At 71.6% G+C, this 25,986-nt stretch carries 21 protein-coding genes; 8 read left to right on the top strand and 13 right to left on the bottom strand.

Features of this window, described 5'->3' with window-relative positions; all coding sequences use genetic code 11:
- Window positions 1–67 precede the first annotated feature (67 nt).
- From ACYVO7_RS13160 to ACYVO7_RS13125, 8 genes are all read left to right on the top strand, one after another.
- Window positions 68–274 carry a hypothetical protein gene (locus tag ACYVO7_RS13160; protein WP_460450274.1) on the top strand — a complete coding sequence of 69 codons (207 nt, stop codon included), beginning with the start codon at window positions 68–70 and terminating at the stop codon, window positions 272–274.
- A 71-nt stretch (window positions 275–345) separates the two neighbouring features.
- The gene (locus tag ACYVO7_RS13155) at window positions 346–2,574 is read left to right on the top strand and encodes a mechanosensitive ion channel family protein (RefSeq protein ID WP_460450273.1); all 2,229 of its coding nucleotides are present in this window, start codon (window positions 346–348) and stop codon (window positions 2,572–2,574) included.
- A 142-nt stretch (window positions 2,575–2,716) separates the two neighbouring features.
- The gene (locus ACYVO7_RS13150) at window positions 2,717–6,115 is read left to right on the top strand and encodes an AAA family ATPase (protein WP_460450272.1); all 3,399 of its coding nucleotides are present in this window, start codon (window positions 2,717–2,719) and stop codon (window positions 6,113–6,115) included.
- Entirely contained in the window at window positions 6,112–7,380 is a 1,269-nt protein-coding gene (locus ACYVO7_RS13145) for a YcaO-like family protein (RefSeq protein ID WP_460450271.1), read from the top strand. The genes ACYVO7_RS13150 and ACYVO7_RS13145 overlap by 4 nt, the downstream gene beginning before the upstream one ends.
- Window positions 7,377–8,705 carry a TfuA-like protein gene (locus ACYVO7_RS13140; protein WP_460450270.1) on the top strand — a complete coding sequence of 443 codons (1,329 nt, stop codon included), beginning with the start codon at window positions 7,377–7,379 and terminating at the stop codon, window positions 8,703–8,705. The genes ACYVO7_RS13145 and ACYVO7_RS13140 overlap by 4 nt, the downstream gene beginning before the upstream one ends.
- 1 nt (window position 8,706) lies before the next feature.
- Entirely contained in the window at window positions 8,707–10,104 is a 1,398-nt protein-coding gene (locus tag ACYVO7_RS13135; RefSeq protein ID WP_460450269.1) for a gluzincin family metallopeptidase, read from the top strand.
- Between the two features lie 120 nt (window positions 10,105–10,224).
- On the top strand, window positions 10,225–10,713 hold the full coding sequence (locus ACYVO7_RS13130) for a hypothetical protein (protein WP_460450268.1): 489 nt from the start codon (window positions 10,225–10,227) through the stop codon (window positions 10,711–10,713).
- Window positions 10,714–10,863: 150 nt separating this feature from the next.
- Window positions 10,864–12,042, top strand: coding sequence for a M20 aminoacylase family protein (locus tag ACYVO7_RS13125; RefSeq protein ID WP_460450267.1), 1,179 nt, complete (start codon window positions 10,864–10,866; stop codon window positions 12,040–12,042).
- 19 nt (window positions 12,043–12,061) lie between these two features.
- Here ACYVO7_RS13125 and ACYVO7_RS13120 read toward each other — a convergent pair whose 3' ends face one another.
- The 13 genes from ACYVO7_RS13120 to ACYVO7_RS13060 form a co-directional block, all read right to left on the bottom strand.
- Window positions 12,062–12,508: a low affinity iron permease family protein gene (locus tag ACYVO7_RS13120; protein WP_460450266.1), complete on the bottom strand. Its 447-nt coding sequence runs from the start codon at window positions 12,506–12,508 to the stop codon at window positions 12,062–12,064.
- Window positions 12,509–12,720: 212 nt separating this feature from the next.
- Complete coding sequence (locus tag ACYVO7_RS13115; RefSeq protein ID WP_460450265.1) at window positions 12,721–12,951, bottom strand: hypothetical protein; 231 nt, start codon at window positions 12,949–12,951, stop codon at window positions 12,721–12,723.
- Window positions 12,952–13,124: 173 nt separating this feature from the next.
- Window positions 13,125–14,525: a chromate efflux transporter gene (chrA, locus tag ACYVO7_RS13110; RefSeq protein ID WP_460450264.1), complete on the bottom strand. Its 1,401-nt coding sequence runs from the start codon at window positions 14,523–14,525 to the stop codon at window positions 13,125–13,127.
- Window position 14,526: 1 nt separating this feature from the next.
- Window positions 14,527–15,345 (bottom strand): chromate resistance protein ChrB domain-containing protein, encoded by an 819-nt coding sequence (locus ACYVO7_RS13105; RefSeq protein ID WP_460450263.1) that lies wholly within the window; start codon window positions 15,343–15,345, stop codon window positions 14,527–14,529.
- 122 nt (window positions 15,346–15,467) lie between these two features.
- Entirely contained in the window at window positions 15,468–16,271 is an 804-nt protein-coding gene (locus ACYVO7_RS13100) for an ABC transporter ATP-binding protein (protein ID WP_460450262.1), read from the bottom strand.
- Window positions 16,268–17,119, bottom strand: coding sequence for an ABC transporter ATP-binding protein (locus tag ACYVO7_RS13095; protein WP_460450261.1), 852 nt, complete (start codon window positions 17,117–17,119; stop codon window positions 16,268–16,270). The genes ACYVO7_RS13100 and ACYVO7_RS13095 overlap by 4 nt, the downstream gene beginning before the upstream one ends.
- The gene (nikC, locus tag ACYVO7_RS13090) at window positions 17,116–18,042 is read right to left on the bottom strand and encodes a nickel transporter permease (RefSeq protein ID WP_460450260.1); all 927 of its coding nucleotides are present in this window, start codon (window positions 18,040–18,042) and stop codon (window positions 17,116–17,118) included. The genes ACYVO7_RS13095 and nikC overlap by 4 nt, the downstream gene beginning before the upstream one ends.
- On the bottom strand, window positions 18,039–19,106 hold the full coding sequence (locus tag ACYVO7_RS13085) for an ABC transporter permease (RefSeq protein ID WP_460450259.1): 1,068 nt from the start codon (window positions 19,104–19,106) through the stop codon (window positions 18,039–18,041). The genes nikC and ACYVO7_RS13085 overlap by 4 nt, the downstream gene beginning before the upstream one ends.
- Window positions 19,107–19,112: 6 nt before the next feature.
- A complete protein-coding gene (locus tag ACYVO7_RS13080) occupies window positions 19,113–20,717 on the bottom strand; it encodes an ABC transporter substrate-binding protein (RefSeq protein ID WP_460450258.1) in 1,605 nt (534 codons plus the stop codon).
- 171 nt (window positions 20,718–20,888) lie between these two features.
- Window positions 20,889–22,232 (bottom strand): MFS transporter, encoded by a 1,344-nt coding sequence (locus ACYVO7_RS13075; protein WP_460450257.1) that lies wholly within the window; start codon window positions 22,230–22,232, stop codon window positions 20,889–20,891.
- Between the two features lie 45 nt (window positions 22,233–22,277).
- Window positions 22,278–24,602: a molybdopterin cofactor-binding domain-containing protein gene (locus ACYVO7_RS13070; protein ID WP_460450256.1), complete on the bottom strand. Its 2,325-nt coding sequence runs from the start codon at window positions 24,600–24,602 to the stop codon at window positions 22,278–22,280.
- The gene (locus ACYVO7_RS13065; protein WP_460450255.1) at window positions 24,599–25,111 is read right to left on the bottom strand and encodes a (2Fe-2S)-binding protein; all 513 of its coding nucleotides are present in this window, start codon (window positions 25,109–25,111) and stop codon (window positions 24,599–24,601) included. The genes ACYVO7_RS13070 and ACYVO7_RS13065 overlap by 4 nt, the downstream gene beginning before the upstream one ends.
- Window positions 25,108–25,980, bottom strand: a complete 873-nt coding sequence (locus ACYVO7_RS13060) for an FAD binding domain-containing protein (protein WP_460450254.1) — start codon at window positions 25,978–25,980, stop codon at window positions 25,108–25,110. Before ACYVO7_RS13060 ends, ACYVO7_RS13065 begins: the two co-directional genes overlap by 4 nt.
- Between the last annotated feature and the right edge of the window lie 6 nt (window positions 25,981–25,986).

The following is a 25,986-nucleotide window of genomic DNA, read 5'->3' as shown; positions in this document are numbered from 1 at the left end:
GGCCGGACCGCCCGCCGGGCGCAGCCTGCCATACGCGCCCTCGGGGGAGCGCGATCGGGAGTGCGTCATGAGAATCGTCTGGATCGCCGCGTCGATGGGTCTGAGCCTCACGCTCAGCATGCTGGGCGGCTTGCTGGTCCTTCCGGCGACGACCACGGAGGCGGGAGCTGTGACATGCGCGCGGGGCTATTACCGCGCCGGGTGCGTCGGGCCGCGCGGGGCCGCGGTGGCGCGCAGGCCGCCGGCCCGCGTGGTGCGGGTCCGCCGCTACTAGGCGGCCGTCATCGCCGTCCGGGGGAAGCTCCGAGCCCCGTTGAAGCATCGGAGGGGCAGGGGGGCTCGCGCGTGAACCCGTTCCGATATCTGATCGCCTGCCTCGGAGTCTGCGGACTGCTGGGGCTGTCGGCGTCCGCCGGAGTCATGGCGCAGACGCAGGCGCCGCCACCCCTGCCGCAGGGCTTCACGCAGGAGCAGTATGACGGGCTGGTGGACGCCATCAGCCGGGCCGTGGCCAAGCGGCTGCGCGAGGAGCCCGCGCCCGGCGCGGCGCCCGCGGCGTCGTCTTCGCCCGTGCCCATGGCGGCTCCTGCGCCTCCGGCCGCGCCCGCCGCGAGCGCGAGCGAGGACGGCGTGCTGGCGCAGGAGGCGGCAGCCTTCGCCGAGCGCGCCGGCGCGGTGATGCGCGCGTTCCCGGATCTGATCGGCGTCTATCGCGCGCTTCCGGCCGCTCTCGACAGGTCGGCCCAGGGGGGCAGGGGTCTCTGGTCCTTCATCGCGATGGCGGTCGCGGCGCTCGGCCTCGCCATCGGGTCGGAGCGGGCCGTCGCCGCGGCGCTTGCGCCGCTCAGGGCCCGGCTCGTCAGCGGCGCCGCCGCCCAGGCGGGCCGGGGCGGCCTCGCCCGCCTCGCGGGCCTGGCGCTCCTCGACCTGGTCGGGCTCGCCACGGTGTGGGCTGCGGCGGGCGTCCTGTCCGGGCTCTGGTTCGCCGGGTCGGACGGGCAGGCCCGTCTGGGCGCGGCCCTGCTGTCGGCGGCGTTCGCCTGGCGGTTCTACATGCTGGCGTTCAGGATCGTCCTTCGGCCGGCGACGCCGCAGGCGAGGCTGGCGGCCATGTCGGACGAAGACGCGCGCGCCGTCTATGGGCGGGTCTCGGCCATCGTGCTGCTGATCCTGGCGGGGCGCATCGCGCTGCGCGTCGCGGTCGCGCTGCAGGCGCCACCGGAGGCCGTCGCGGCGGGGCAGATCGTGCAGAACCTGGCGCTGCTCGGGGTGTTCCTGTGGGCCAGCGTCGCCAGCCGGCGCGCCGTCGCGGGCTGGTTCGTGGGTCTGGCCGGCGCGAGCGGCGCCGGACAGGCGCTGGGCCGCCATTGGCTGGCGATCGCGGTTCCGTTCTTCGTCGCGCTGTGCGGCGCCCAGGTCTATGGGGCGGTGCTGCAAAAGCCGTCCATTCCGGCCGCGATGCTGTTCACGCTCAACGCCGTGCTCGGCGTGATCCTGTTCCGCACGCTGGTGGAGGCCGTCGAGCGCCGGGCCGCCCACACCTCGCGGGAGGCGGCGTTCGGCCTGCTGGCGCGCTGCGTCACCGTCGCCGTCCTGATCTCGGCGGGCGTGCTGATCGCGCAGACCTGGATCGTCGACGTGCTGGGCCTCGTCGACGCCAAGGGCTGGCGGGCGCTGACCCGGTCGTCCCTGACGGCCGGGCTGACGCTCTTCATGGCCTATGTCGGCTTCGAACTGGTGGGCTTCCTCACGCGGCGCTACGAGACGGCGCAGGGTCCGGGCGGGCCCGCCGACGAGGACGAACATGCGGCGGCGGCGTCGCGCGTCGCCACCCTGATGCCTCTGATGCGCACGGCGCTGCTCGCCTTCATCGGCGTGATCGCGCTGCTCGTCGTCCTGTCCGAATGGGGCGTCAACATCACGCCCCTGATCGCCGGCGCGTCGGTGTTCGGGCTGGCGCTCTCCTTCGGCAGCCAGACGCTGGTGCGCGACATCGTCTCCGGCGTGTTCTACCTCGCCGACGACGCCTTCCGGGTGGGAGAGTACATCGACTGCGGCAAGGCTAAGGGCACGGTCGAAGGCTTCACGCTGCGCTCCATCCGGCTGCGGCACCAGAACGGACAGGTGCACACCATCCCGTTCGGGCAGCTCGGCCAGATCACCAATTTCAGCCGGGACTGGACGACGGTGAAGTTCAACCTGCGCTTCGCCCGCGACACGGACGTGGAGAAGCTGCGCAAGACCGTGAAGAAGATCGGCCAGGAGATGCTGGACGATCCGGAGATGAAGGACGAGTTCCTCGCGCCGCTGAAGCTGCAGGGCGTCGCCGACGTCGCCGACAACGCCCTGATCATGCGCTTCAAGTTCACTGTCCGGCCAGGCAAGCCCTCCTATATCCAGCGCGAGGCCGTGAAGAGGATGGTGCGGGCGTTCCCGGAGCTCGGCATCGAGTTCGCCAACTCCATGGTTTCGGTGCAGGCGCTGGGCGAACACGTCGACAGCGCCGCGGCCGGCGCCGCCGTCACGTCGCTTCTGCAAAGGGTCAAGGCCGCCGAAGCCACCGGCGCGGGATGACGGTCCTGCGAAGGCGCCGGCCTCGGCCCGCGCTCCTCATGCTGCGCTGCGCAAGACGCTTGGGCGCTGCAGCGCGCGCGGACTTGCGGCGGGGGCCTTCGGGGGGCATCCTTGAGCGGACCCGAGACCGAGTCCCGCCAGAGTGTCCGAGCCTTTGACATCGTTCGCGGAGTGGCTCGAGCACATCGGCCTCGCCGAGCTCACGCCCATCCTGGCCGCGCAGGACGTCGGGTTCGACACCCTGGGCGACATCACCGACGGCGATCTCAAGGAGCTGGGCCTGACCTTGGGCCAGCGCAAGCGCCTCCTGCGCGCCGCGGCCGCCATCGGCGGGGCGGACCATGCCGCCGCGGTTCATCCTGAGCTGCAGCCCGAGAGCGCCACGGAGCGGCGCCACCTCACGGTGATGTTCTGCGACCTGGTCGGGTCCACGCAGCTGTCGAACCGGCTCGAGACGGAGGATTATCTCGCCATCATCCAGGCTTACCGGGCGTTCTGCACGCAGGTCGTGAACCGCTACGAAGGCTTCGTGGCGCGGTTCATCGGGGACGGCATCCTGTGCTATTTCGGCTACCCGATCGGCCATGAGAACGACGCGGAGCGGGCCGTGCGCGCCGCGCTGGACATCACCCGAGGTCTGGGCGACATCCCCACCGTCGACGGGACCCGTCTGCAGGCGCGGATCGGCCTGACGACCGGCGTGGTCATCGTCGGCGACATGTTCAGTCCGGGCGGTCCCGAGCGCCAGGAGATCGTGGGTTCGACGCCCAACCTGGCGGCCCGCATCCACTCCGCCGCCCATCCGGACGAGGTGCTGCTGGCGGAGAGCACGTGCCGGCTCGTGCGCGGCGTCTTCGCCTGCGAGTTCCTGGGCCGGCAGATCTTCAAGGGGTTCTCGGCCGAGACGGCGCTGTGGCGGGTGCGCGGCGAGCGGCGCGTGCCCAACCGGCTCCGGGCCCGCCGGGGGCGTCGCGCCATCCCGCTCGTCAACCGCACGGCCGAGCTCGACGTGATCCGGACGCGCTGGAAGCGGTGCCTCGTCGGCGAGGGCGGCGGCCTGGTGATCGTGGGCGAGGCCGGCATCGGAAAGTCGCGCGTCGTGGAGCATTTCGCGCAGGCCATCGAGGGCGTCGAGGCGGAGGTGCACCGCTACACGGCCAGCCCCTTCGCGACCCAGAGCCCGCTCTACCCGGTCATCGAGTTCCTGACCCGATCGGCCTCCATCCGGCGGGGCGACGACGCCGCGGTCCGCCGGCGCAAGCTGGAGATGCTGATCCGGGGCGACGAGGACGAACGGCGCGAGGGCGCCACCGTCCTGGCCGACCTGCTCTCCATTCCGCTCGACCACACGCTGGATCCGGACCTCACGCCCCGTCAGGTCCGCGACCAGATCTTCGCCCTGCTGGGCGAACAGATGCAGCGCCACGCCGACGTCACGCCGCTGCTGATCGTCGTGGAGGACCTGCACTGGCTGGACCCGACCTCGCTGGACCTGCTGGAGCACGTCATCCCGCGGATCGCCGGGCGCCGCATCATGCTGATCGTCACCTGCCGCGAGGACGAGCAGGCGGACTGGATCGAGCAGTCGGGACTGCCGGTGATCCGGCAGGGGCGCCTGCTGCCCGAGCACGCCCGCGAGCTCATCCACACGGTGCTGGGCGAGCGGCGGCTCGATCCCGTGTTCGAGGCGCAGATCGTCAGCAAGACGGACGGCATCCCGCTGTTCCTGGAGGAGTTCACCAGCACTGTGCTGGACGCCGTGGAGGACGCCGCCGGCGCGGGGCGCTTCGTCGCGCCCACCATGCCGGCCATCCCGGACTCGCTGCACGAGATCCTGGTGGCGCGCCTGGACCAGGCCGGCGAGGGCAAGGCGCTGGCGCAGATCGGCGCCGTGCTGGGCCGCTCCTTCCGGTGCTCGCTGCTGGAGGCCGTGGCGGCGAACGAGGTCGCCGACCTGCGCGCCGGGCTGGGGGCGCTGCTCTCCTCCGGCTTGCTCTTCGAGGACGAGGACCAGGGCGAGCGCGTCTACAGCTTCAAGCACGCGCTGGTGCAGGACGCGGCCTACCGGACTCTGCTGCGGGACCGTCGCCGCCACCTGCACGCCATCGCGGCCCGGGAGATCCGGCGCATCACCCCGCAGGTCGAGCGCGAGCAGCCCGAGATGCTGGCTCACCATCTCACCGAGGCGTGCCTGTTCGAGCCGGCGGTCGCGTGCTGGCTCAGCGCGGCGGAGCGCAGCCTGAAGCGCTCGGCCTTGGCGGAGGCGGTCAACCAGCTGCAGCGCTGCCTGGAGGCGCTCGGGCATCTGCCCGACGAGCCGGCGCATCTGGAGCAGCGCCTGAAGGTGCTGGTCCTGCTCGGGCCTGCCCTCATCTCGCTGAAGGGCCCGGGCTCGCTGGAGGTCGAGGACGTCTACACCAGCGCCTACCAGACCTGCCAGAAGCTGCCCGAATCGCGCTCGCACTACCCGGTCTATTGGGGCTGGTGGCGCATGTCGGAGGACTACAACGACAAGACCCGGCGCTTCGAGGCGCTGCTCCAGCGCGCCAGGGCCCGGTCCGACTCCGAGCTGCTGCTGCAGGCGCATCATTGCGGCTGGGGCAGCTATTTCGGGCTGGCCCAGTTCGAGGCCTGCTGCGAGCACATCGAGAAGGGGCTGGCCATCTACGAGGCCGGCGACTACCGCCACCACGCCACCCTCTACGGCAATCACGACGCCAAGGTGTGCGCGCTGGGCGAGCGGGCCCTGGTCTACTGGCTGCAGGGCGCGCCGGAGAAGGCGGTCGAGCAGGAGCGCCTCGCCATGGCGTGGGCGGCCGAACTCGACCACGACGGCAGCTACAGCCATTGCATCGACATCGCCGTCATGCACAGCGCCTACCGGCGCGACATCCCGGCGGTGCGCGATCGCGCCGCGACCATGCTGCGGCTCGCGGAGGAGAAGGGCTTTTCCGACCACCTGTCCAAGGGGCGCATCTTCCTCGGCTGGACCACCGCGCTGGGCGGCGACCCCGCGACCGGCCTCGCCATGCTGACGGAGGGGCTGGCGCAGCAGAAGGAGAGCGGCACCTCCGAGGACTTCCCGATCTACACCTGCATGCTGGCCGAGATCCTCGAGCTGGCCGGCCGCCCGCAGGAGGCCCTGGCCGAACTGGAATCCATGCGCGAGGTCGCGCAGGCGGCCGGGTTGCGCATCTGGATGCCGGAGGTGCTGCGCCGCATCGGCGAACTGCTCGAGCGCACCGGCGCGGGAGCGGCCCAGGCCGAGGCCACGCTGCGCGAGGCGCTGGCGCTCGCCGAGGCGCAGGCCGCGCGGGCGCTGGCGGTGCGCGCCGCGCTCAGCCTCGCCCGGCTCCGGCTGACGCTGGGCGACCGTGACGCGGCGGCGGCGCTGCTCGGCCCCTATCTGGACGGACCGGCCGAATGGCGGGCCAAGGCGGACGTCCGCGCGGCGCAGGCCTTCGTGGCCGCCGTGGCGGCGGGGCTCGGCCCCGCGGAGATCCGCGCGGCGCACCCGGTCCTCGACGGAGCCGGCGCGTGAGCGCGGCGCGGCGTCTCGCGGGGCTTCCGGCGGACGTCGCGCACGCCAAGGCCTACACGGCCGGGGCGCATCGGCTGCGCAGCCCGGAGGAGACCTACGCGCGCTTCGCTCCGCTGGCGCGGCGCATGGGCGTCACCCGCGTGGGCGTGATCACCGGCCTGGACACGCTGGGGATCCCGGTGTGCTTCGCGGCGCGCCCGAACTCGCGCTCGATCGCGGTGTTCCAGGGCAAGGGCCTGACGCTGGCGGCGGCGAAGACCTCCGCCTTCATGGAGGCCTGCGAGACCTTCCACGCCGAAACGGTGCTGCAGCCGTGCCGGATGGCGCGGGCGCGCGACCTGGAGGCCGCCGGGTTCGACTGCGTCTGGCGCGGGCTGCCGCTCGACAGGGCGTTCGACGCCGACCAGCCGATCCCCTGGATCGCGGCGCGCGACGTCGCGACCGGGGCCGAAGCGCTGGTCCCGCTCGAGGTGGTCTCGGCCGACTACACCCCCGCGGCGGGGGAACGCGCCGGGCGCTTCTTCGAGGCCCACACCAACGGACTGGCGTCCGGCAACAGCGTCGCCGAGGCGCTCGCGCACGGCCTCTACGAGCTGGTGGAGCGGGACGCCGTGTCGCTCTGGCGGGTGCGCGGCGGCCATAGCGAGCCGTCGCTCGACCTCGCCGCGATCCGCGATCCGGGCTGCCGTTGGCTGCTGGAGCGCTTCGCAGGGGCCGGCGTGGCCGTCCGCCTCTGGGACGTGACGTCCGACGTCGGACTGCCGGCCTATCTGTGCCTCGCGGCGGACATGGCGGCGACCGCCACCGACCCGGAGATCGGAGCGGGGTGCCATCCGAGCCCGGCCGTGGCGATGACGCGGGCCCTCACCGAGGCGGCGCAGGCGCGCACCACCTGGATCGCGGGGGCGCGCGACGACTTCGCGCCCGCCCTCTACGAGGAGACGGCGCGGACCAACCGGCGCCGCGCCAGCCGGCTCTGGATGGAGGGGCGGGCCGACGCCCCGCCGGACGCGAGGCGGGACCTGTCCACCGACAGCGTGGCCCGCGACCTGGAGGTCGCGGTCGACCGGCTGGCCTGCGCGGGGCTCGGCCGCGTGCTCTATGTCGACCTCACCCGCGCCGATCTCGGCCTGCCGGTGGTGCGGGCGATCGCGCCGGGGCTGGAATCGCCGCTCACCGGCGAGGAGCCCGGGCGGCCCGGGGGCGAGCGCGCGGCGCGAGCGCGGCTCCGGGCGGGAACGCCGGGCGAAGGCGCCGGCGCATGAGCGGGCTCATCTTCCTGGGGCCGACCCTGGCGGCCGAGGAGGCCCGGGAACGGACCCGCCTGCGCGTGCTCCCGCCGGCCGCCCAGGGGGATCTCTACCGCGCGGTGCTGGACCATCGGCCGCGCGCGGTGGGCCTCGTGGACGGCTATTTCCACCAGGTCCCGTCCGTGTGGCACCGCGAGATCCTGTGGGCGATGTCGGAGGGCGTCGCGGTGTTCGGCGCCGCCAGCATGGGGGCGCTGCGCGCCTGCGAGCTGCAGGACTTCGGCATGGTCGGGGTCGGCCGCGTGTTCGAGGGCTTCGCCGCCGGGCGCTACGCGCCATTCGGGGACGACTTCGAGAACGACGACGAGGTCGCCGTGCTGCATGGGCCGCCCGAGACGGGGTTCCTGCGGCTCAGCGATGCGTTGGTCGACTTGCGGCAGGGGCTTGCGGAGGCCGAGGCGGCGGGCGAGATCGGCGCCGCGGACCGCGACCGGCTGGCCGCGCGGCTGCGCGAGACGCCCTATGGCGAGCGCAGCGTCGAGGCCGTCATGGAGGCGGGCGTGCTGACCGACGCCGTCGCGGCCCGGCTCCTGGCCTGGTGGCGGACTTCCTTCGAATCGCAGAAGCGCCGCGACGCCCTCGCGCTCATCGCCCGGATGGAGGCCTGGCTGGCGAGCGGCAAGGCGCCCGCGCCGCCCGGCTTCGTCTTCCAGCGCTCGGGCGTCTGGGAGGCCTTCGTGGCGGACGAGGCCGCCCGCCGCGCGGCCGCGCTCACGCCGGACGAGGCGCTCGTCGTCGACGACCTGCAGCTCGATCCGGACCGCTGGGCCGGCCTGTGCCGGGCGGCCGGGCGCGACGGCGCGTCAGGCCGAGAGGCCCGGCTCGTCTTCCACGACTGGCGCCGGCGGCGCGGGCTGGATTCGCGCGCGGCGCTGCTCGACTGGATGGCGGCGAACGGCCTCGACGAGGCGGGGCTGACCGCGCTCTTCGACCGCGTGGCCCGCCGCGGCGGCGTGCATGTGACGCCGGCTGGTCCGCGCGAGGCGATCGACCATCTTCGCATCGCGGGCGACTTCGCGTCGGCGCTGGAAGGCGCGCGGCGGCGCGCGGCGCTCCTGGCCGGGACGCCGCCGGCCCCGGACCCGGAGTCGCGCCAGCTGCGCGCCATCGCCGAAAGGCGCGGCCTGATCGACGATGCGGGGCTCGCCTTGGAGCCGCTCGCGAAGGCGGCGGAGCGCCTGTGCTATCCCAGCGAGCAGGCCTTTGCGCGCGCCCTGTGGAGAATGTACCATCTCGACCTCGCCGGCCGCGAAACGCCGGGCGGGGCGGACGGGGGCTGAGATGCGAGGAACGCTGTTCCGGTTGTTTCCTCAGGCGACCGACGCCTATCCGGAGCCGGAGCTGATCGAGGTGTCGCCGCTCGCCGGCACGGTCGGGCCCGGCCCATCGGACCAGCGGCTCGTAGTGGTCGACGCCATCGACAAGGCGCCCTACGATCCGCCGATCTCGACCCCGCCCTATCGCGGACCGGTCCGGCCGCCGGCCTGGCCGGACGCCAATGGCGACTTCGCCTCCATCCCGGTCGACACCCAGCAGTTCCTGCAAGCGCATCTCTATGGCTGCGTCCGGCTGACCCTCGACGTCTGGGAGAAATATCTCGGCCATCCCGTGCGCTGGCTGGACCTCGTCGGCGACGAGCGGGTCGAACTGACGCCGCTGGTCGAATGGGCCAACGCGCAGTCCGGGCCGGGCTTCATGGAGATGGGGCGCCAGGTGAACGACGAGGGCGACCTGCGCCTGTTCTGCCTCAATCTCGACGTCGTCGCTCACGAGACCGGGCACACGGTGCTGTTCGCCGAACTGGGCACGCCCGAATCGGGGCGCGTGACGCCCGACTTCCTGGCCTTCCACGAGTCGGTCTCCGACCTCACGGCCATGCTGACCGCCCTGCATTTCCAGGCGGTGGTCTCGCATGTGCTGACGCAGACCAACGGCAACCTTTATGTGCTCAACGACAGCAACCGCATCGGCGAGCTCTCGGGGGCGCAGCAGATCCGCATCGCCGACAACCTGACCCGGATGAGCGACGTCGCCGACCTGCGCATCGGGCCGGACGGCGAGTGGATCGACCCTTCGGGCCGCGGGCGCAACGCCCACGCGCTGGCCCAGCCGCTGACCGGCGCGCTGTTCGATTTCCTGATCGACCTCTACCAGGACAACCTGGTCTCCGCAGGTGTGATCGGGCCCGACCTCGATGCGCGCGGGTGGGACCGGGACGAGGTCGACCAGGCGATGGACGCGCTCGCCGCCGCCTTCGGGACCCGGCTGGAGAGCCTGCGAGGCGCGTTCCGCGCCGCCCTCCTGGACGCCCGCGACGTCGTGGGCCGGGTCCTGGGCGAAATGCTGAACCGGGTCGAGATCGAGGATCTCACCTATGGCCACGTCGCCGGCGTCCTGCTGGACGTCGCGGCCGAGCTGGTCTCGCCTTACGCGGCCGACATGCTGGCCGAGAACCTGCGCTGGCGCGGGATCGAGCCGGAACGGACCCGGCGCGCGGAGGCGCTGGCCCTGCTGGCCCGGGCGCAACGCTACAAGGCCGGCGCGCCCTTCGCCGAACAGGTCGGGCGGGTGCGGGCGCTGCGCCGCGCGGCGTGCTGCCCGCCGGGCCGCCACCATGAGGGCCTGCACGCCGCCGGGCTGGGCCAGATCATCCGGGCCGAGCATCGGCGCCCGGCGTGAGTGTGAGCTGCTTCACACGCGCCGGGGGCCGTCCGGTCCAGGCTGCGCTGTCGCGGCGGAATCAGAGCGGCGGCCCAGGGGGCGGTCGGGACGGCTTGGACGCGAGCAGAGGAGGGGCGCATGGCGGACTTGAATGAGACCTTGCTGGCCAGTTCGGTGATCCGCCTGTTCGGGCGCAAGATGACCGACCTGAAGGTCGAGGGGGACAGCGCGAAGGGCGGCGCCGTCCTGGCCCGCATCTACGGATTCAGCTTCGAGGGCCAGTATTACAAGCTCGCCGCGCCCAGCATCTTCAAGGTGCAGGGCGAAGGAAAGGCCGTCACGCCCGGCCAGGATCCGATCGACCTCGGCCTGGTCGGGATCGAGCTCAAGAGCGACGTCTTCGCCAACAATGTCTCGATGTGGGCGCATGACAAGGACGACCACTCGGTGCGGCTCGACAGCGTCGCCGGGACGCTCGCCGACATCCTGCTCACGCCGGAGCTCTCCGAAGACGGCGTCACGGCGCGCGCCCAGCTGACCGGCCGGGCCCAGCTGACGGGGCGGGCGCAACTGACCGGCCGCGCCCAGCTGACCGGCCGCGCCCAGATGACGGGCCGGGCGGAGTAGGCCGCCCACACGGCGCCCCCCCCTCGCGAGCGAAGGGCCCCGGGCGTACGTCTCGGGTTCCGGCTGCGCCCGTATGCATCGAGGCGCGGCGCGAGGCGGCTTTTTCGGTTAGCGTTCGGCGGATCGTTTCGATTCCCGCAGGAGTCCGCCTTGCCCGCCTTGCCCCGCATCCAGGCTTTCGCCGACGAACTCACCGCCATCCGCCGCGACCTGCACGCCCATCCGGAGATCGGCTTCGAGGAGGTCCGGACCTCGGGCGTCGTCGCCGAGAAGCTCGCCTCCTGGGGCGTCGAGGTGCATCGCGGGGTCGGCCGCACCGGCGTCGTGGGCGTGCTCCAGGGCCGCGGCGGGCCGGGCCGACGGATCGGGCTGCGCGCCGACATGGACGCGCTGCCGATGGACGAGACCACCAACCTGCCGTTCCGCTCAACCGTTCCGGGCCGCTTCCATGGCTGCGGCCATGACGGTCACACGACCATGCTCCTCGGGGCGGCGCGCTATCTCGCCGAGACCCGCGACTTTCCCGGCACGGCCGTGTTCGTCTTCCAGCCGGCCGAAGAGGGCCTGGGCGGCGCGCGCGCCATGCTGGCCGACGGCCTGTTCGAGCGCTTCCCCTGCGACGAAATCTACGGCCTGCACAACGCGCCCAACCTCGCGCCGGGCCAGATCTCGGTCTTTCCCGGCCCCGCCATGGCGGGCGCCGACTTCTTCGACATCAGGGTCCGGGGGCGCGGCAGCCACGGCGCCATGCCGCATATGGGCAACGACCCGGTGGTGGCCGCCATCACGCTGGCCGGCGCGCTGCAGACGATCGTCAGCCGCAACGCCAATCCGCTGGAGGCGGCGGTGCTGTCGATCACGCAGATCCATGCCGGATCGGCCTATAACGTGATCCCGGAGGAGGCAGCCCTGGCCGGCACGATCCGGACCTTCTCGCCGGCGCTGGCCGAGATGGTCCGCAAGCGCACGCGCGAGATCGCGGCCGGCGTGGCGCTGAGCTACGGCGTCGAGATCGACGTCGACATCCGCTCGATCTTCGACGTCCTGGTCAATCACGAGGAGCATGCGGCGGCGGCGGCCGAGGCGGCTCGCGAGATCGTCGGGGACGCAGGCGTGCTGACGGAGGCGCGGCCGATGATGGGCAGCGAGGATTTCGCCGACATGCTGCGCGTCGTTCCCGGCGCCTATTGCTGGGTCGGGCACGCCGGCGACACGCCGGTCCACAATCCCTCCTTCGTGCTGGATGACGGGATCCTGCCGGTCGGGGCGAGCCTGCTGGCGCGCATCGTGGAGAGGCGCCTGGCGATCCGGCCCGCGCCGGCGGCCTGACGGGGCGGGGCGTCCGGCCCTAGGAGACGGCCTCCTCGGCCGCTTCGGCCGCGCGCCTGGCGACGCGCCGCTCGGCCTCGTTGGCCGCCTCGGCCGCGTCCGACAGCCGGTCGGCGCGCGCCCTTGTTTCACAGCGGCTGCGCAGCTCCTCGAGCTCCTCCTCGGTCAGCCGCTCGATGCCGATATAGCGGTTCTGGGCGGCGCCGACCCGGATGAGTTCGTCGAGCTTGGCCTGCAGCGCCGCGCCGTCGCGGTTCTGCGTGTTCTGGATGAGGAAGACCTGCAGGAAGGTGACGATGGTCGTGCTCGTATTGATGACGAGCTGCCACGTGTCGGAGAAGTGAAACAGCGGGCCTGACGCTCCCCAGGCCAAAATGGCGACGAGGCAGAGCACGAACGTGATGGGCTTCCCGGTAGCCTTTGCTACGTTCGTCGAGAACGTGGTGAAAATTCGAGAGAAACTCATGTGTGCGTCCTCCGGGGCGGAGCGGTATAAGATTACATTCTTGTATAGTTCTTGCCGTTTTCCCAATGTCGAAACGATATTTGCTGGGCGATGGTTCCCTTGAGGCAGATCAGACCACCCGAATGACCCCGAAGCGCTCGCGCGCACCTCGCGAAGCACTTCGAATACTGGCGCTGAGAGGAGCAGACGGATCGCGGACCATGGGCCCGGCGTCAGGCCGGCCCGGCTGTCCGGTGGAAGCAGGGCCCGCCGCGTCGCGGCAGCGGCGGCAGGTCCCAGTCGCCGAAGCGGGCCCGGAACGCGTCCTCGGACAGGGGCGCTGCGTCGAGCGCGGCGGCGTGGGTGAGGCGGGTCCAGGGGAGGCCCTTATCGGCGAGCACGTATCGCGATCCCGCGAAGGCCACGGCGGGACGGTCGAGCCAATCCATGTACTGGACGTTCATCACGGATCCTGAACACGAGGAGGAGCGACCGAAGGCCCCCGAGCCCGTCGGTCGCTCCTGGCGTCGCCTACGCCCCCGTCGGCGACATGAGGATCATGCCCGCGCCCGTCCCGGCGCGCGAGATGGGCGCTTTGCGGATCGTGCTTTCCCGTAGCCGCGTCAGCCGCGCCGCGTCACGTCGCCAGGCGGGCGAGGTAGAGCGCCACGCCCGCCGCCGAGCAGGCCGCCAGGGTCGTCAGCATGCCGGCCTTGAAGCGGAACACCGCGACCGCCGCCGCGACCGACAGGGCCAGCGCCCAGGGATCGACGCTGGCCAGGACCGGCGCCTCGAAGGCGCCCCAGCCGAAGGAGACGGGACGGGTCTGGCGAAAGACGGTGTGGATCGCGAACCAGATCGCGAGATTCAGGATGACCCCGACCACCGAGGCCGTGATCGCCGACAGGGCGCCGGTGAGCGCCTTGTCGCCCCGCAGCACCTCGACATAGGGCGCCCCGAGAAAGATCCACAGGAAGCACGGGGTGAAGGTCACCCATGTGGTGAGGAGCCCGCCCAGCGCGCCGGCGAGCATCGGGGGCAGGGCGCCCGGGTCGCGGTAGGCCGCCAGGAAGCCGACGAACTGCAGCACCATGATGAGCGGGCCGGGCGTCGTCTCGGCCATGCCCAGCCCGTCCAGCATCTCGCCGGGCGCGAGCCAGCCGAAGGATTCGACCGCCTGCTGCGCCACATAGGCCAGCGCCGCATAGGCGCCGCCGAAGGTGACCATCGCCATCTTGCTGAAGAACACGGCGATCTGGCTGAACACGTGGCCGGGACCCAGCGTCAGGAGGAGGAGCGCGACGGGAACGAGCCAGAGCGCCAACCACACGGCCGCCGCCGCGAACGCGCCGGCCCGGCTCGGGTTCGCGAGGTCCGGCGAATCGTCGTCGAGCAGGCTCGGTCCCACACTCCTGGCGGGGCCCGAGGCGCCGTGGCCGCCGCCCACGGCGAAGTGCGGGAGGCCGGCGCGCCCGCCCGCATAGCCGATGAGGCCCGCTCCCAGGACGATGACCGGGAAGGGGGTGGACAGGAAGAAGATCGCCACGAAGGAGGCCGCCGCGATGGCCAGCATCACGCGGTTCTTCAGGGCACGCCCGGCGACCCGGATCACGGCCTGGATGACGATGGCGAGCACCGCTGCCTTCAGGCCGAAGAAGAGGGCGGTGACCACGCCGACATTGCCGAACGCGGCGTAGACCATGCTGAGCGCCATGATGGCGACCACGCCGGGCAGGATGAACAGCCCTCCGGCCAGGACGCCGCCGCGGGCGCCGTGCAGGAGCCAGCCCACATAGGTGGCGAGCTGCTGGGCTTCGGGCCCGGGCAGCAGCATGCAGTAGTTGAGCGCGTGCAGGAACCGGTTCTCGGAGATCCAGCGCAGCTCCTCCACCAGGATGCGGTGCATGACGGCGATCTGTCCGGCCGGCCCCCCGAAGGAGAGCGCGGCCACCCGCGCCCACACCCGGGCCGCCTGCCGGAACGACGGGTGAGCCGGGACGCCGGGGGGCGTCTCGACCCGCGAGGCGAGGTCGGTCATGTCAGGACGCCGTCTTTCTGGAGGGCCAATCGTGGGTTTCCTCGGTCGCGTCGCGGCACCAGCGATAGAACGCGTCATAGAGCGTCAGGCCGGCGTCGAGCTGGGCGAGGTCGTCGGCGTGCATGCGCGACAGGCCGAGCGATGCGGCGAGGAGGCCGGCCGCCTCGGGGGCGAGGTCGAGCCGGGCGGTGTCGGCGGCCCGCACGATCGCCGCCAGCCGGGAGAGCGCCGGCGTCGCGAGGCCGAATTCCTCCACCATGGCGTCGAAGGTGCACGCCTCGCCCCGGTGGCTCCAATGGACGCCCTCGACGTCGAAGGGCGTGGCGCCGAACCGGTCGGCCACGCCCAGCACCTCGGACGGCTTGACGAAGAGGAACGCCGCATCGGGGTCGACGAAGCGCCGGATCAGCCAGGGGCAGGCGATCCGGTCGATCTTCGGCCGCTCGCGCGTCACCCAGAGCGTGCGGCCCCTGGCGTCGCGCGGCGGGATCCGGGAGACCGGCACCCGGGGCAGGGCGGAGCGGGCCCACTGGTCGGTCCCGCCCTCAAGCGATTCGGCCGGGACGCCGGCGAGTCGCAGAAGGGCGGCGACACCGTGGCTGAGCTTGAGCCCCTTCTGGCAGATCACGACCGCGCTCCGGCCGGCGAGGGCGCCGGACCAGTCGGCGGTTTCGGCGTGGGACCGTCGGACCGAGCCGGGAACCAGCCAGGGTTCCACGGCGAAGTCCTCGGGCGTCCGAACATCGACGAGGACCGGGCAGCGGGGCGTGCCGATGAGGCGGGCGAGCTTGTCTGCGGAGATGGTGCTGATGGAAGACATGGCGCGTGCGTCCTGGATGGCGGCCGCCGGAATCGGACGACCTGGACGCGATGCTTCGGCTGGCGCCTCGTGGGGAGATCGCAGTCCCCATGCGGCCATTCAGGGCGAGCGCGGCCCGGGTGTCAAGCCGGCTCGATGGGCGGAGCGGCGCCGCGCCTGAACCCCTCCGAGGCCTGCATCAGGCGCCTGGTGTAGGGGTCCGCCACGCGGCGATGGGCGAGGTCGCCGGACGAAAGCTCCTCCACCCGCCGCCCGCGCTGCATCACCATGAGGCGCTCGCACATGTGGGTGACCACCGCCAGGTCGTGGCTGACCATCACGAAGGTGAGCCCGTGGCGGCGGCGCATCTCCTCCAGCAGGTTCAGCACCTCCGCCTGCACGGAGGCGTCCAGCGCCGAGGTGGGCTCGTCGAGCAGCAGGATCTGCGGCTCCAGGATCAGCGCGCGCGCGATCGCGACGCGCTGGCGCTGGCCGCCCGAGAGCTGGTGCGGATAGCGGAAGCGGAAGCCCTTGCCGAGGCCGACCTCGTCGAGGGCGCGCTCGATCCGGGTCTCGGCTTCGCCGATGCTGTGGATGGCGAGCGGCTCGGCCAGGATGCGGTCGACCGTCTGGCGCGGGTGAAGGGAGCCGTAGGGATCCTGGAACACCATCTGCACGCGCCGGCGGAACTCGCGCGAGCCGGGGGCCGGCAGCGCGCCCGAGGGCTCGCCGGGAGGCGCGATGAGCGACACGGTCCCGGCCGACATCGGGGCCAGTCCGCAGACGGCGCGCAGGATGGTCGACTTGCCGGACCCGGATTCGCCGACGACGCCGTAGCTCTGGCCCGGCTCGACCCTCAGCGACACATCGTCGACCGCGACGAACTCGTCGAAGACGACGCGCAGGCCCTCGATGGCGAGGCCGGCCGCGGACGGACGGGCGGTCACAGCGCCCACTCCGGCCTGCGGTCCAAAGTGGGCAGCGGATGCCGGTCCTCGCCCAGCCGCGGCAGGCAGTTCACGAGGCCGCGGGTGTAGGGATGGCGGGCGTCGCGAAGGCCGCCGGCCGACACCTCCTCGACGACCTTGCCGGCGTACATCACCAGGATGCGGTCGCAGAAGGTCGAGACGAGCCTCAGGTCGTGGGAGATGAAGATCAGGCCCATGCCCCTGTCGGCGACCAGCCGGTCGAGGATGGCCAGCACCTGCAGCTGCACGGTGACGTCCAGCGCCGAGGTGGGCTCGTCGGCGATCAGCAGGTCGGGGTCGGCGATCAGCATCATGGCGATCATGGCGCGCTGGCCCATGCCGCCGGAGACCTCGTGCGGGTAGAGGTCGAACACGCGGGCGGGATCGTCGATCTGCACCTGCCGCAGCGTCTCCATGGCCCGCTCGCGGGCCTCGCCGCGCGACACCCTGGCGTGGGCGTCCAGCGTCTCGACGATCTGGTCGCCGATGCTCATCACCGGGTTGAGGGAGAATTTCGGGTCCTGCAGCACCATGGCGATGCGGCCGCCGCGCAGGCTGCGTCGCTGCCGGCTGGAGCTCTTCAGGAGATCGATGCCGTCGAATTCGAGCCTCTTGGCGGTGACGCGGCCCTCCGGGGCGGTGAGGCCCAGGATGGCGCGGCCGGTCTGCGACTTGCCCGAGCCGGACTCGCCCACGATGCCGAGCCGCTCGCGGCCCAGCCTGAAGGAGACGCCGCGCACGGCCTCGGTCATGCCGCCGTCGCGGTTGGGGAAGGACACGCGCAGGTCGTCGACGACCAGCATGTCGGGGGCGCCGGGGCCGCTCATTTCACCCCCTTGGGGTCGAGGGCGTCGCGCAGGCCGTCGCCGAGCAGGTTGAAGGCGAGGCTGACCACGAAGATGGCCGCGCCCGGGGCGGCGGCGACCCACCACTGGTCCAGCACGTAGAGGCGGCCATTGGCGATCATCGCGCCCCATTCGGGCGTCGGCGGCTGGGCTCCGAGGCCGAGGAATCCGAGCCCCGCCGCGGTGAGGATGATTCCCGCCATGTCGAGCGTCACGCGCACGATCACGGAGGAGACGCACAGCGGCATGATGTGGCGCAGCACGATGCGCCAGGGCGAGGCGCCCATGAGCTTGACGGCGGCGATGTAGTCGGCCTGCCGGATCGTCAGCGTCTCGGCGCGGGCGATGCGCGCATAGGGCGGCCAGGAGGTGATCGCGATGGCGATGACGGCGTTCTCGATGCCGGGCCCCAGCGCGGCCACGAAGGCCAGCGCCAGGATAAGGCGCGGGAAGGCCAGGACGATGTCGGTGATGCGCATCAGCGCCGCATCGACCAGCCCTCCCGAATAGCCGGCGACCGTCCCGACCATGAGGCCGATCGGCGCCGCCAGGATCGCGACGAGCACCACCACGAAGAGGGTGATGCGCGAGCCGTAGATGATGCGCGAGAGGATGTCGCGGCCCTGGTCGTCCGTGCCGAACCAGTGGGCCCAGGACGGCGGAAGCAGGCGCGTCGTCCGCAGGTCGCCCACATAGGGCGAGGAGGGGGCGAGCTGGTCGGCGAACAGCGCCACGAGCAGCAGCGCGATCACGATGGCCAGGCCCAGCATGGCCAGCCGGTTGCGGGCGAAGGTGCGCCACGCCCCATAGGCGCGGCCTAGCGCGGCCTGGCGGCGCGACTGCGGCCGGTCCGACATCAGCCATTCGCGCCAGCCTTGGCGGAGGGAGGCGTCCAGCGCGCTCATCGGGTCTTGGTCCTGGGATCGAGGAGCCGGTAGAGGATGTCCGACAGCAGGTTCAGGCCGATGAAGATCGATCCCACCACGATGGTGCCGCCCAGCACCGCGTTCATGTCGGCGTTCTGCAGCGAGTTCGTGATGTAGAGGCCGAGCCCCGGCCAGGCGAACACGGTCTCGGTCAGCACGGAGCCCTCGAGCAGCCCCGCATAGGAGAGCGCGATCACGGTGACGAGCGGCACCATGGCGTTGCGCAGCGCATGGCGCCAGATGATGCGCGTCTCCGTGAGCCCCTTGGCCCGGGCGGCGACGACATATTCCTGGTTCAGCTCGTTCAGCATGAAGGAGCGGGTCATCCGGCTGATATAGGCGAGCGAGAAATAGCCGAGCAGCGAGGCGGGCAGGATGAGATGGGAGAAGGCGTTCCCGAAGGCCTCCCACTCGCCCGCCATCGCGGTGTCGAGCAGCATGAAGCCCGTCACGGGCGTCAGCGTGTATTCGTAGGCGACGTCGATGCGGCCGGGGCCGCCGACCCATCCGAGCCTGGCGTAGAAGACGAGCAGCGCCATCAGCCCCAGCCAGAAGATCGGCACCGAGTAGCCGATCAGGCCCATGACGCGGACGAGCTGGTCGGCCAGCCCGCCGCGGCGCACGGCCGCCCAGACGCCGAGCGGCACGCCGAGGCCCGCCCCCATGAGGGTGCCCAGCGTGGCGAGTTCGATGGTGGCCGGGAAGGCGCGGCGGATGTCCTGCATCACCGGATTGGAGGTGAGGATGGACGTGCCGAAATCGCCCTGCAGCACCTTGCGGCAATAGATGAAGAACTGCTCCCAGAGCGGCTTGTTCAGCCCCATCTCCTCCCGCACCCGCGCGATCACGTGCTCGGGCGCGCGGTCGCCCACGACGGCCAGCACGGGGTCGATCGGGATGACGCGGCCGATGAAGAAGGTGACCGCCAAGAGGCCCAGATAGGTGAGGACGATGACCAGCAGGAAGCGGCCGACGGCGTCGGCCCTATGCAGAAGGCGGGCGTTTCGGCGCCCGCCTCCGGTGGTTCGTTCCGCGAGGGCCATGACGCCTTACTGCTTGCTGACCTTGAACATGTAGGTGGCGTCCGAGGTCGGGCCGATCTTCAGGCCCGTCACGTTGCTGCGATAGGCGGCCACTTCGTTCATCTGGTAGATCAGCACGAAGGGGCTGGTCTCGCGGAACTCCGCCTGCATCTCCTCGTACATGCCCTTGCGCTTCTCGGTGTCGCGCTCGAGGGCGGCCGCGTCGGCCTTCTTGGTGAGCTCCGGGATCGCCCAGGCGTTGCGCCAGGCGAGCGGCTTGGACTTGGCGTCGTCAGAATTGTCAGGGTTGCGCACGAAGGTGTCGGCGTTGGTGTGGGGGTCCCAGTAATCCGCGCCCCACTGGCCGATATACATGTCATGCGTGCGGGCGCGGTATTTGGTCAGCGTCTGCTTGCCGTCGCCCGGGATGATCTCGATGTCGATGCCGGCGCGCTTAGCGGTCTGCTGCACCGCCTCGGCGATGCCCTGCACGGGCTGGACGGTGCGCACGTCCATGGTGACCTTGAAGCCGTTCGGCAGCCCGGCCTTGGCGAGCAGGCCCTTGGCCTTGTCGACGTCCAGCTTGAAGGGCTTCTCGGTCGATGCGCCGAGCAGGCCGACCGGCAGGAAGTTCTGGTGAACGATGCCGATGTTCTTGATCAGCGTGTCGCCGATGGCGTCGTAGTCGACCAGCCACTTCATGGCCTGGCGCACCTCGGGCTTGGCGAGGTTCGGGTTCTTCTGGTTGAGGCTGATATAGTAGACGGTGCCCTTGGGCGTGCCCGTCTCCTTGATGTCCTTGTTGGCCTTCAGCGCGTCGAGGTCCTGCGGGGTCAGGTTGCGGGCGATGTCGGCGTCGCCCTTCTCCAGCAGCAGGCGCTGCGTGGCCGCCTCCTTGACGTGGCGGTAGATGACGCGGGCGAGCTTGGACTTCTCGCCGTAGTAGTTGTCGTTGCGCTCGAGCGCCAGGATCTCGTTGGCGCGCCACTCGCGGATCTTCAGCGGGCCGGAGCCGGCGTAGTTGGTCTTGAGCCAGGCGTAGCCGAGGTCGCCGTTCTGCTCCTTCGACATCACGAGCTTCTTGTCCAGGATGGCGGCGACGTTGGCCGTCATGCAGTTGAGGACGAAGCTCGGCGCGTAGGACTTGTCGGTCTCCAGCGTCACGGTGAGCGGGCCGGCGGCCTTCACCTTGTCCTTCACGTTGTCCTTGGTCAGGCCGAACTGCGTGAGGATGAAGGCCGGCGTCTTGTCGAGGATGACGGCGCGCTGGAGCGAGAAGGCGACGTCCTCCGCGGTGACCGGATTGCCGGAGGCGAATTTGGCGCCGTCGCGGAGCTCGAACGTGAAGGTCTTGCCGTCGGGCGAGACCGTCCAGGACTTGGCGAGGTCGGGAAGGAGCTTGGAGGGATCCTCCACATCGTAGCGCAGCAGGCGGTCATAGGAATTGCCCATGAACTCGCCGGCGGAGATCTCGAAGGATTCGGCGGGGTCCATGGTGATGGTGTCGTCGAAGGCCCAGACCACGACCAGCGTGTCCTTGGGGGTGGCCGCCATGGCGGACCCGGCGAGCAGCGTCGCGAATGCGGCGGCCCCGATCAGGCGCGCCGCGCCCCGGATCGTCGAATGCTTCATCGTCATGTCCTCCTTCTTGCCCGGCGTCCAGACGACGGGGGTATCCCTGCGGGCGGCAGCCTATTCACTCCTTCGCCCGTCGACCACCACTATCGCGTGAGTTCGCACATGGGAAAGCGCCCCCCCGCGAAGGAGGGCGCTGGATCGCCCGCAGGGGCGATCGTCCCTGGGTCAGGCGACCTCTTCGAGGCCCCGCCGGGCGGGCTCGATGCCCCAGAGCGCCACCACGGCGATCTGGACGGCGAGCAGGCCGATCATGAAGGTGGTCACGCCCGAAACCCCGTAGCCCTTGAACAGCGCCACCACGATGAAGGGGGAGACGATGGTCGCCCCGCGGCCCAGCATGTTGCAGATGCCGTTGGCCCGCAGGCGCACCTCGGTGGGGAACAGCTCGGGCGTGTAGACGCCGTAGAGCAGCGCCACCAGCACATAGATGGCCAGCAGCAGCACGAAGCCGGTCGGGATGAGGAACACCGGGTTCAGCGCATAGGGGTAGAGCGCCCCGAACAGGATCGCCACCACGGAGGCGCCGATGATGGTCGGCTTGCGGCCGAGGCGGTCGGCCAGGAACGCCCCCATGGCGCAGCCGATCGGGGCGGCCAGCGAGATCGCCACCGTGTAGTTGAAGGAGCGGACGAGCGTCAGGCCCTGCTGGACGAAGAAGGTCGGCAGCCAGGTCACGAAGCCGAAGATCAGCGTGTTGATGACGATCAGCACCACCGAGCCCACGACCATGCGGGGGAAGAGCTTGGCCCCGAAGAGGTCGCCGGCCGCGGCCTGCCGGGCCGGGGCGGGCGCGGGCAGGATCGGACGCTCGGCGACGCCGGACTCCCGCTCGATGGACGAGACGAGCTCCTCGGCCTCCTCGATGCGGCCCTTGGACTCCAGCCAGCGCGGCGATTCCGGCATGGACTTGCGCATCTGCCAGACCACGAGCGCGCCGACGCCGGCGATCGCGAACATCGGGCGCCAGCCGAACATCGGGATCACCACGGCCCCGAGCAGCGTCGTCACCGGCAGGCCGCTGACGACCACCATGGCCATGAAGGACAGCCACTTGCCGCGCTTGGCCGGCGGCACGAACTCCGAGAGGGTCGAATAGCCGACCACGATCTCCGCGCCGAGCCCGAGCCCCATCAGGAAGCGCGCCGCGATCAGCCAGTCCATGTTGGGGGCGAATGCGGCCGCCAGCGAGGCCACGCCGAAGATCAAGAGGTTGGTCTGGTAGGTGAAGCGCCGGCCATAGGCGTCGCCCAGGAAGCCGGCGATGAACGCCCCGATGGTCATGCCGACGAAGGTCATCGACACGAACTGGGCGTTTTGCGCCAGCGTCGAGAAGCCGCTCGCGACCGTCGACCCGAGCACGCTCGCGCCGACATAGAGGTCGTAGCCGTCGAAGAACATCCCGGCCCCGATGAGCCAGAAGATCCGCCGATGAAAGCTGGAGATCGGCAGCCGGTCCAGCCGGAGGCCCGACTGCACCGATGCGATCGGGTGTTGCGGCGCGACGTTCATGGTGGTCCCCTCCCTGCGCCGGCCGGGGCTATGCCCGGCCCGGCGTCATTGTCGTGTGTCGAGCAGAGCCGCCACGTCCTGCGGGGCGATCGGATGGGCGCCCATGAAGGGCGCGGACGGACCCAGCGCATTCTCGACGGCGGAGATCACGCAGGCGGCGGCCGGGATCGTGCCGCCCTCGCCCGCGCCCTTCACGCCGAGCGGATTGCGCGGGGAAGGCGTCTCGATGTGGTGGATCTCGATGCGCGGCGTCTCGGTCGCGATCGGAAGCAGGTAGTCGGCGTAGGTGGTGGTGAGGGGCTGGCCCTCGGCGTCGTGGATCATGCGCTCGAACAGCGCGTTGCCGATGCCGTGAACCACCCCGCCGATGATCTGGCCGTCCACGATCTGCGGGTTGATGAGCCGGCCGCAGTCATGCGCCACGACGTAGCGGACGACGCGCACGTCGCCCGTGTCGGGGTCGATCTCGACCTCGCAGGCGTTCGACCCGTAGGAGAAGGTGAGCCCCTCGGATTCGAAATAGGCGGTGGCGGCGAGGTCCGGCTCCAGCCCGTAGGGCATGCCGAGGCCCGGCGCGCCGGCCAGCGCCTTGGCGATGTCGGCCAGCGCGACCCCGAGGCCGGGCACGCCCTTCACGCTCACGACGCCGTCGGCGAGCTCCAGGTCCTGCTCGCCGGCCTCCAGCCGGTGGGCGGCGAAGCGCATCGCCTTGGCCCGCACCTTCTGGGCCGCCATCTCGACCGAGGATCCGGCCGTGACGGCGATGCGGCTGGCGATCGTCGAGATGCCGAGGGGGAAACGGGCCGTGTCGGCCGCCTCGACGAGAACGTCCGCGATGTCGACGCCGAGCGCGTCGGCGGCGATCTGCGCGAACACGGTGCGGTGCCCCTGGCCCTGGCTCGACGCGCCCGTGGCGATGACGACCTTGCCGGCCGGCGTGACCCGCACGGTGGCGCCCTCGAAGGGGCCGAGCCCGGTGTCCTCCACGCAGGAGGCCATGCCGAGGCCGAGGAGCTTGCCGCGGCGGCGGGCCTCCTCCCTCCGCGCCGGGAAGCCGGCGGCGTCGATCTTCTCCAGCACGAGGTCGAGCGCGCGGCGGTAGTCGCCGCTGTCATAGGAGCTGGGCGAGCCGTCGCGCGCCTTGCCGCCCGTGACGTAGGGCATCTGGTCGGCGCGCACGAAGCTGCGCCGCCGCACCTCTTCGCGGGGGATCCCGAGATGCGCGGCGACGCGGTCGGCCATGCGCTCCAGCACGAAGGCGATGGTGGGCCGCGACGCGCCGCGCACCGGCGTGGTCGGGACCATGTTGGTGAGCACGACGTCCAGGGAGACGTCGAGCGCCTCGAACGCATAGGGGCCAGGAAAGCAGCCGAGCGCGTTGGCGGCGAGGATCAGACCGTAGGGCGCATAGGCGCCGTTGTCGTGGACGCCGCGCCCGCGCAGCCCCAGCATGCGTCCCTCGGCCGTGAAGGCGACGTCCACGGTCCAGATCTGGTCGCGCTGCTGGGTGGTGGCGAGGAAGTGCTCCTGGCGATCCTCGATCCACTTCACCGGCCGGCCGAGCTTCAGGGCGGCCAGGGCGGTGGCGAACTCCTCCGGGTAGACGTTGGCCTTCGGCCCGAAGCCGCCGCCGACGTCCGGCGCGACGACGCGCACGCCGCTTTCGTCCCGGCCCAGATAGGCCGCCAGAAGGCGGCGCACCAGGAAGGGCGACTGGGACGAGGTGTAGACGGTCAGTTCGTCCCCCAGCGGATCCGACATGGCGAGGACGCCGCGACACTCCATGGAGTGGCAGCCGCCGCGATGGGTGACGATGGTCTCGGTGACGACATGGTCTGCGCGGGCGAAGACGCCGTCGGGGTCGCCGAAGCTCGCCTTCAGGGTGGCGGCGAGGTTGCCGTCGCGGCCGGCGTGCGCCAGGGGAGCGCCCGGCTCCAGCGCCGCGACAGCGTCCGCGATGGCGGGGAGCATCTCCATCTCGACCATGACGGCCGCGGCGGCGTCCTCGGCGAGGCCGCGGCTCTCGGCCACCACGATCGCGATCGCCTCGCCGACATGGCGCACCTCGTCCACGGCGAGCGGATGATAGGTGAGGGGCGTCTTCAGCAGCGGATGCGGCGCCAGCGCCGGCATGGGGCCGGCCGCGATGGCGGCGAAATCGCCCATCACGAAGACGCCCGCGACGCCCGGCATGGCCGCCGCCGCGGCGACGTCGACCGAGAGGATGCGGGCGTGCGCGGTCTGGGAGCGCACGAAGGCGGCGTGCAGAAGCCCGGCGGGGTGAAGGTCGTCGACGAAGCGGCCCTGGCCGGAAACGAGCCGGGGATCCTCCAGCCGCGCCACCGCGGCCCCGAAATAGCGCGCGCTCATCGGCCGGCGCCCTTTCCGTCGGTCCGGGCGTCGGCGGCGGCGAGGGCCGCGTCGACGATGCCCTGGTAGCCGGTGCAGCGGCAGATGTTCCCCGAGATGGCGACCCGGATCTCCTCCTCGGTGGGGCGGGGCGTCTCGCGCAGGAGCGCCTCCAGGGTCATCAGCATGCCGGGCGTGCAGAAGCCGCACTGCAGGGCGTGGTTGTCCGAAAAAGCCCGCTGCAGCGGCGACAGGGCGCCGTCGGCGCCGGCGAGGCCCTCGACGGTCTCGACGACGCATCCCTCGGCCTGGACGGCGAGCATGAGGCAGGACCGCACCGGGCGGCCGTCGACGATGACGGTGCAGCTGCCGCAGACCCCGTGCTCGCAGCCGATATGCGTGCCGGTGAGGCCCGCCGCATGGCGCAGGAAGTCGCCGAGGTGCAGGCGCGGCTCGGCGGCGTGCGCCACGGGGCGGCCATTGAGGGTGAGCGCGATCACGCGCGCGTCGCGCGCTCCGGCGGGGGTCATGTCCGGTCCTTCGTCAGGCGCCGGACGGCGTCGCCCAGCGCGCGTTTCGCCATGGCGACGGCGAGCCTGCGCCGGTAGGCGGCGGTGACGTGGACGTCGTCCATGGCGTCGAGCGCCTCCGCGGCGGCCAGCACGGGGGCCGGATCAAGCGCATCGGCCGGCTGGCCGACGAGCGCGGCCTCGGCGGCCCTGAGGCGCACGGGCGAGGGCTCCACCCCGAAGATCACGACGGCGGCGCGGGCGATGCGCCCGGCCGCGTCCGCATCGAGGAGCGCGCCGCAGCCGACGATGGCGAAGTCGCCATGGCGGCGGGCGTATTCGGCGAAGCCGTGGCCGGAGCCCGGCCGCCAGGGCTCGAACCGGATCGCCTCGAGATATTCGTCGTCCTCGAGCGCCGATTGCAGCATCCCGGCGCACCAGTCGGCGGCGGGCACGGTCCTGCGGCCGCGGGCGCCGGCGACCTCGAAGGCCGCGTCATGCAGCACCGCCATGGCGGGCTGCTCGGCCGAGGGGTCGAGATGGCAGCAGCTGCCCCCGATGGTGCCGCGCGAGCGCGTCTGCATGTGGCCGACATGGGCGAGCGCCTCGGCCAGCGCGGGCAGGCGCTCCCGCACGATGGGCGAGGCCAGGAGGTCGCTCTGGCGGGTCATCGCGCCGATCACGACGGCGTCGCCCTCTCGCCGCACGCCGGCCAGGCCCTCGACGCGGTTGATGTCGATGAGGTGGTCGGGAAACAGCAGCCTCAGATTCAGCATCGGCATGAGCGATTGCCCGCCGGCCAGGACCTTGGCGTTGTCCAGCGACGCCAGGAGCCCGGCGAGCTCCTCGCGGGTCGTGGGGCGGTGATAGGCGAAGGGCGGGGCTTTCATCGCGGG

It is taken from the genome of Alsobacter sp. SYSU BS001988 (assembly GCF_054796215.1).
The sequence above is the reverse complement of the archived record's forward strand: the minus strand, read 5'-3'. Positions and strand labels throughout refer to the sequence as shown.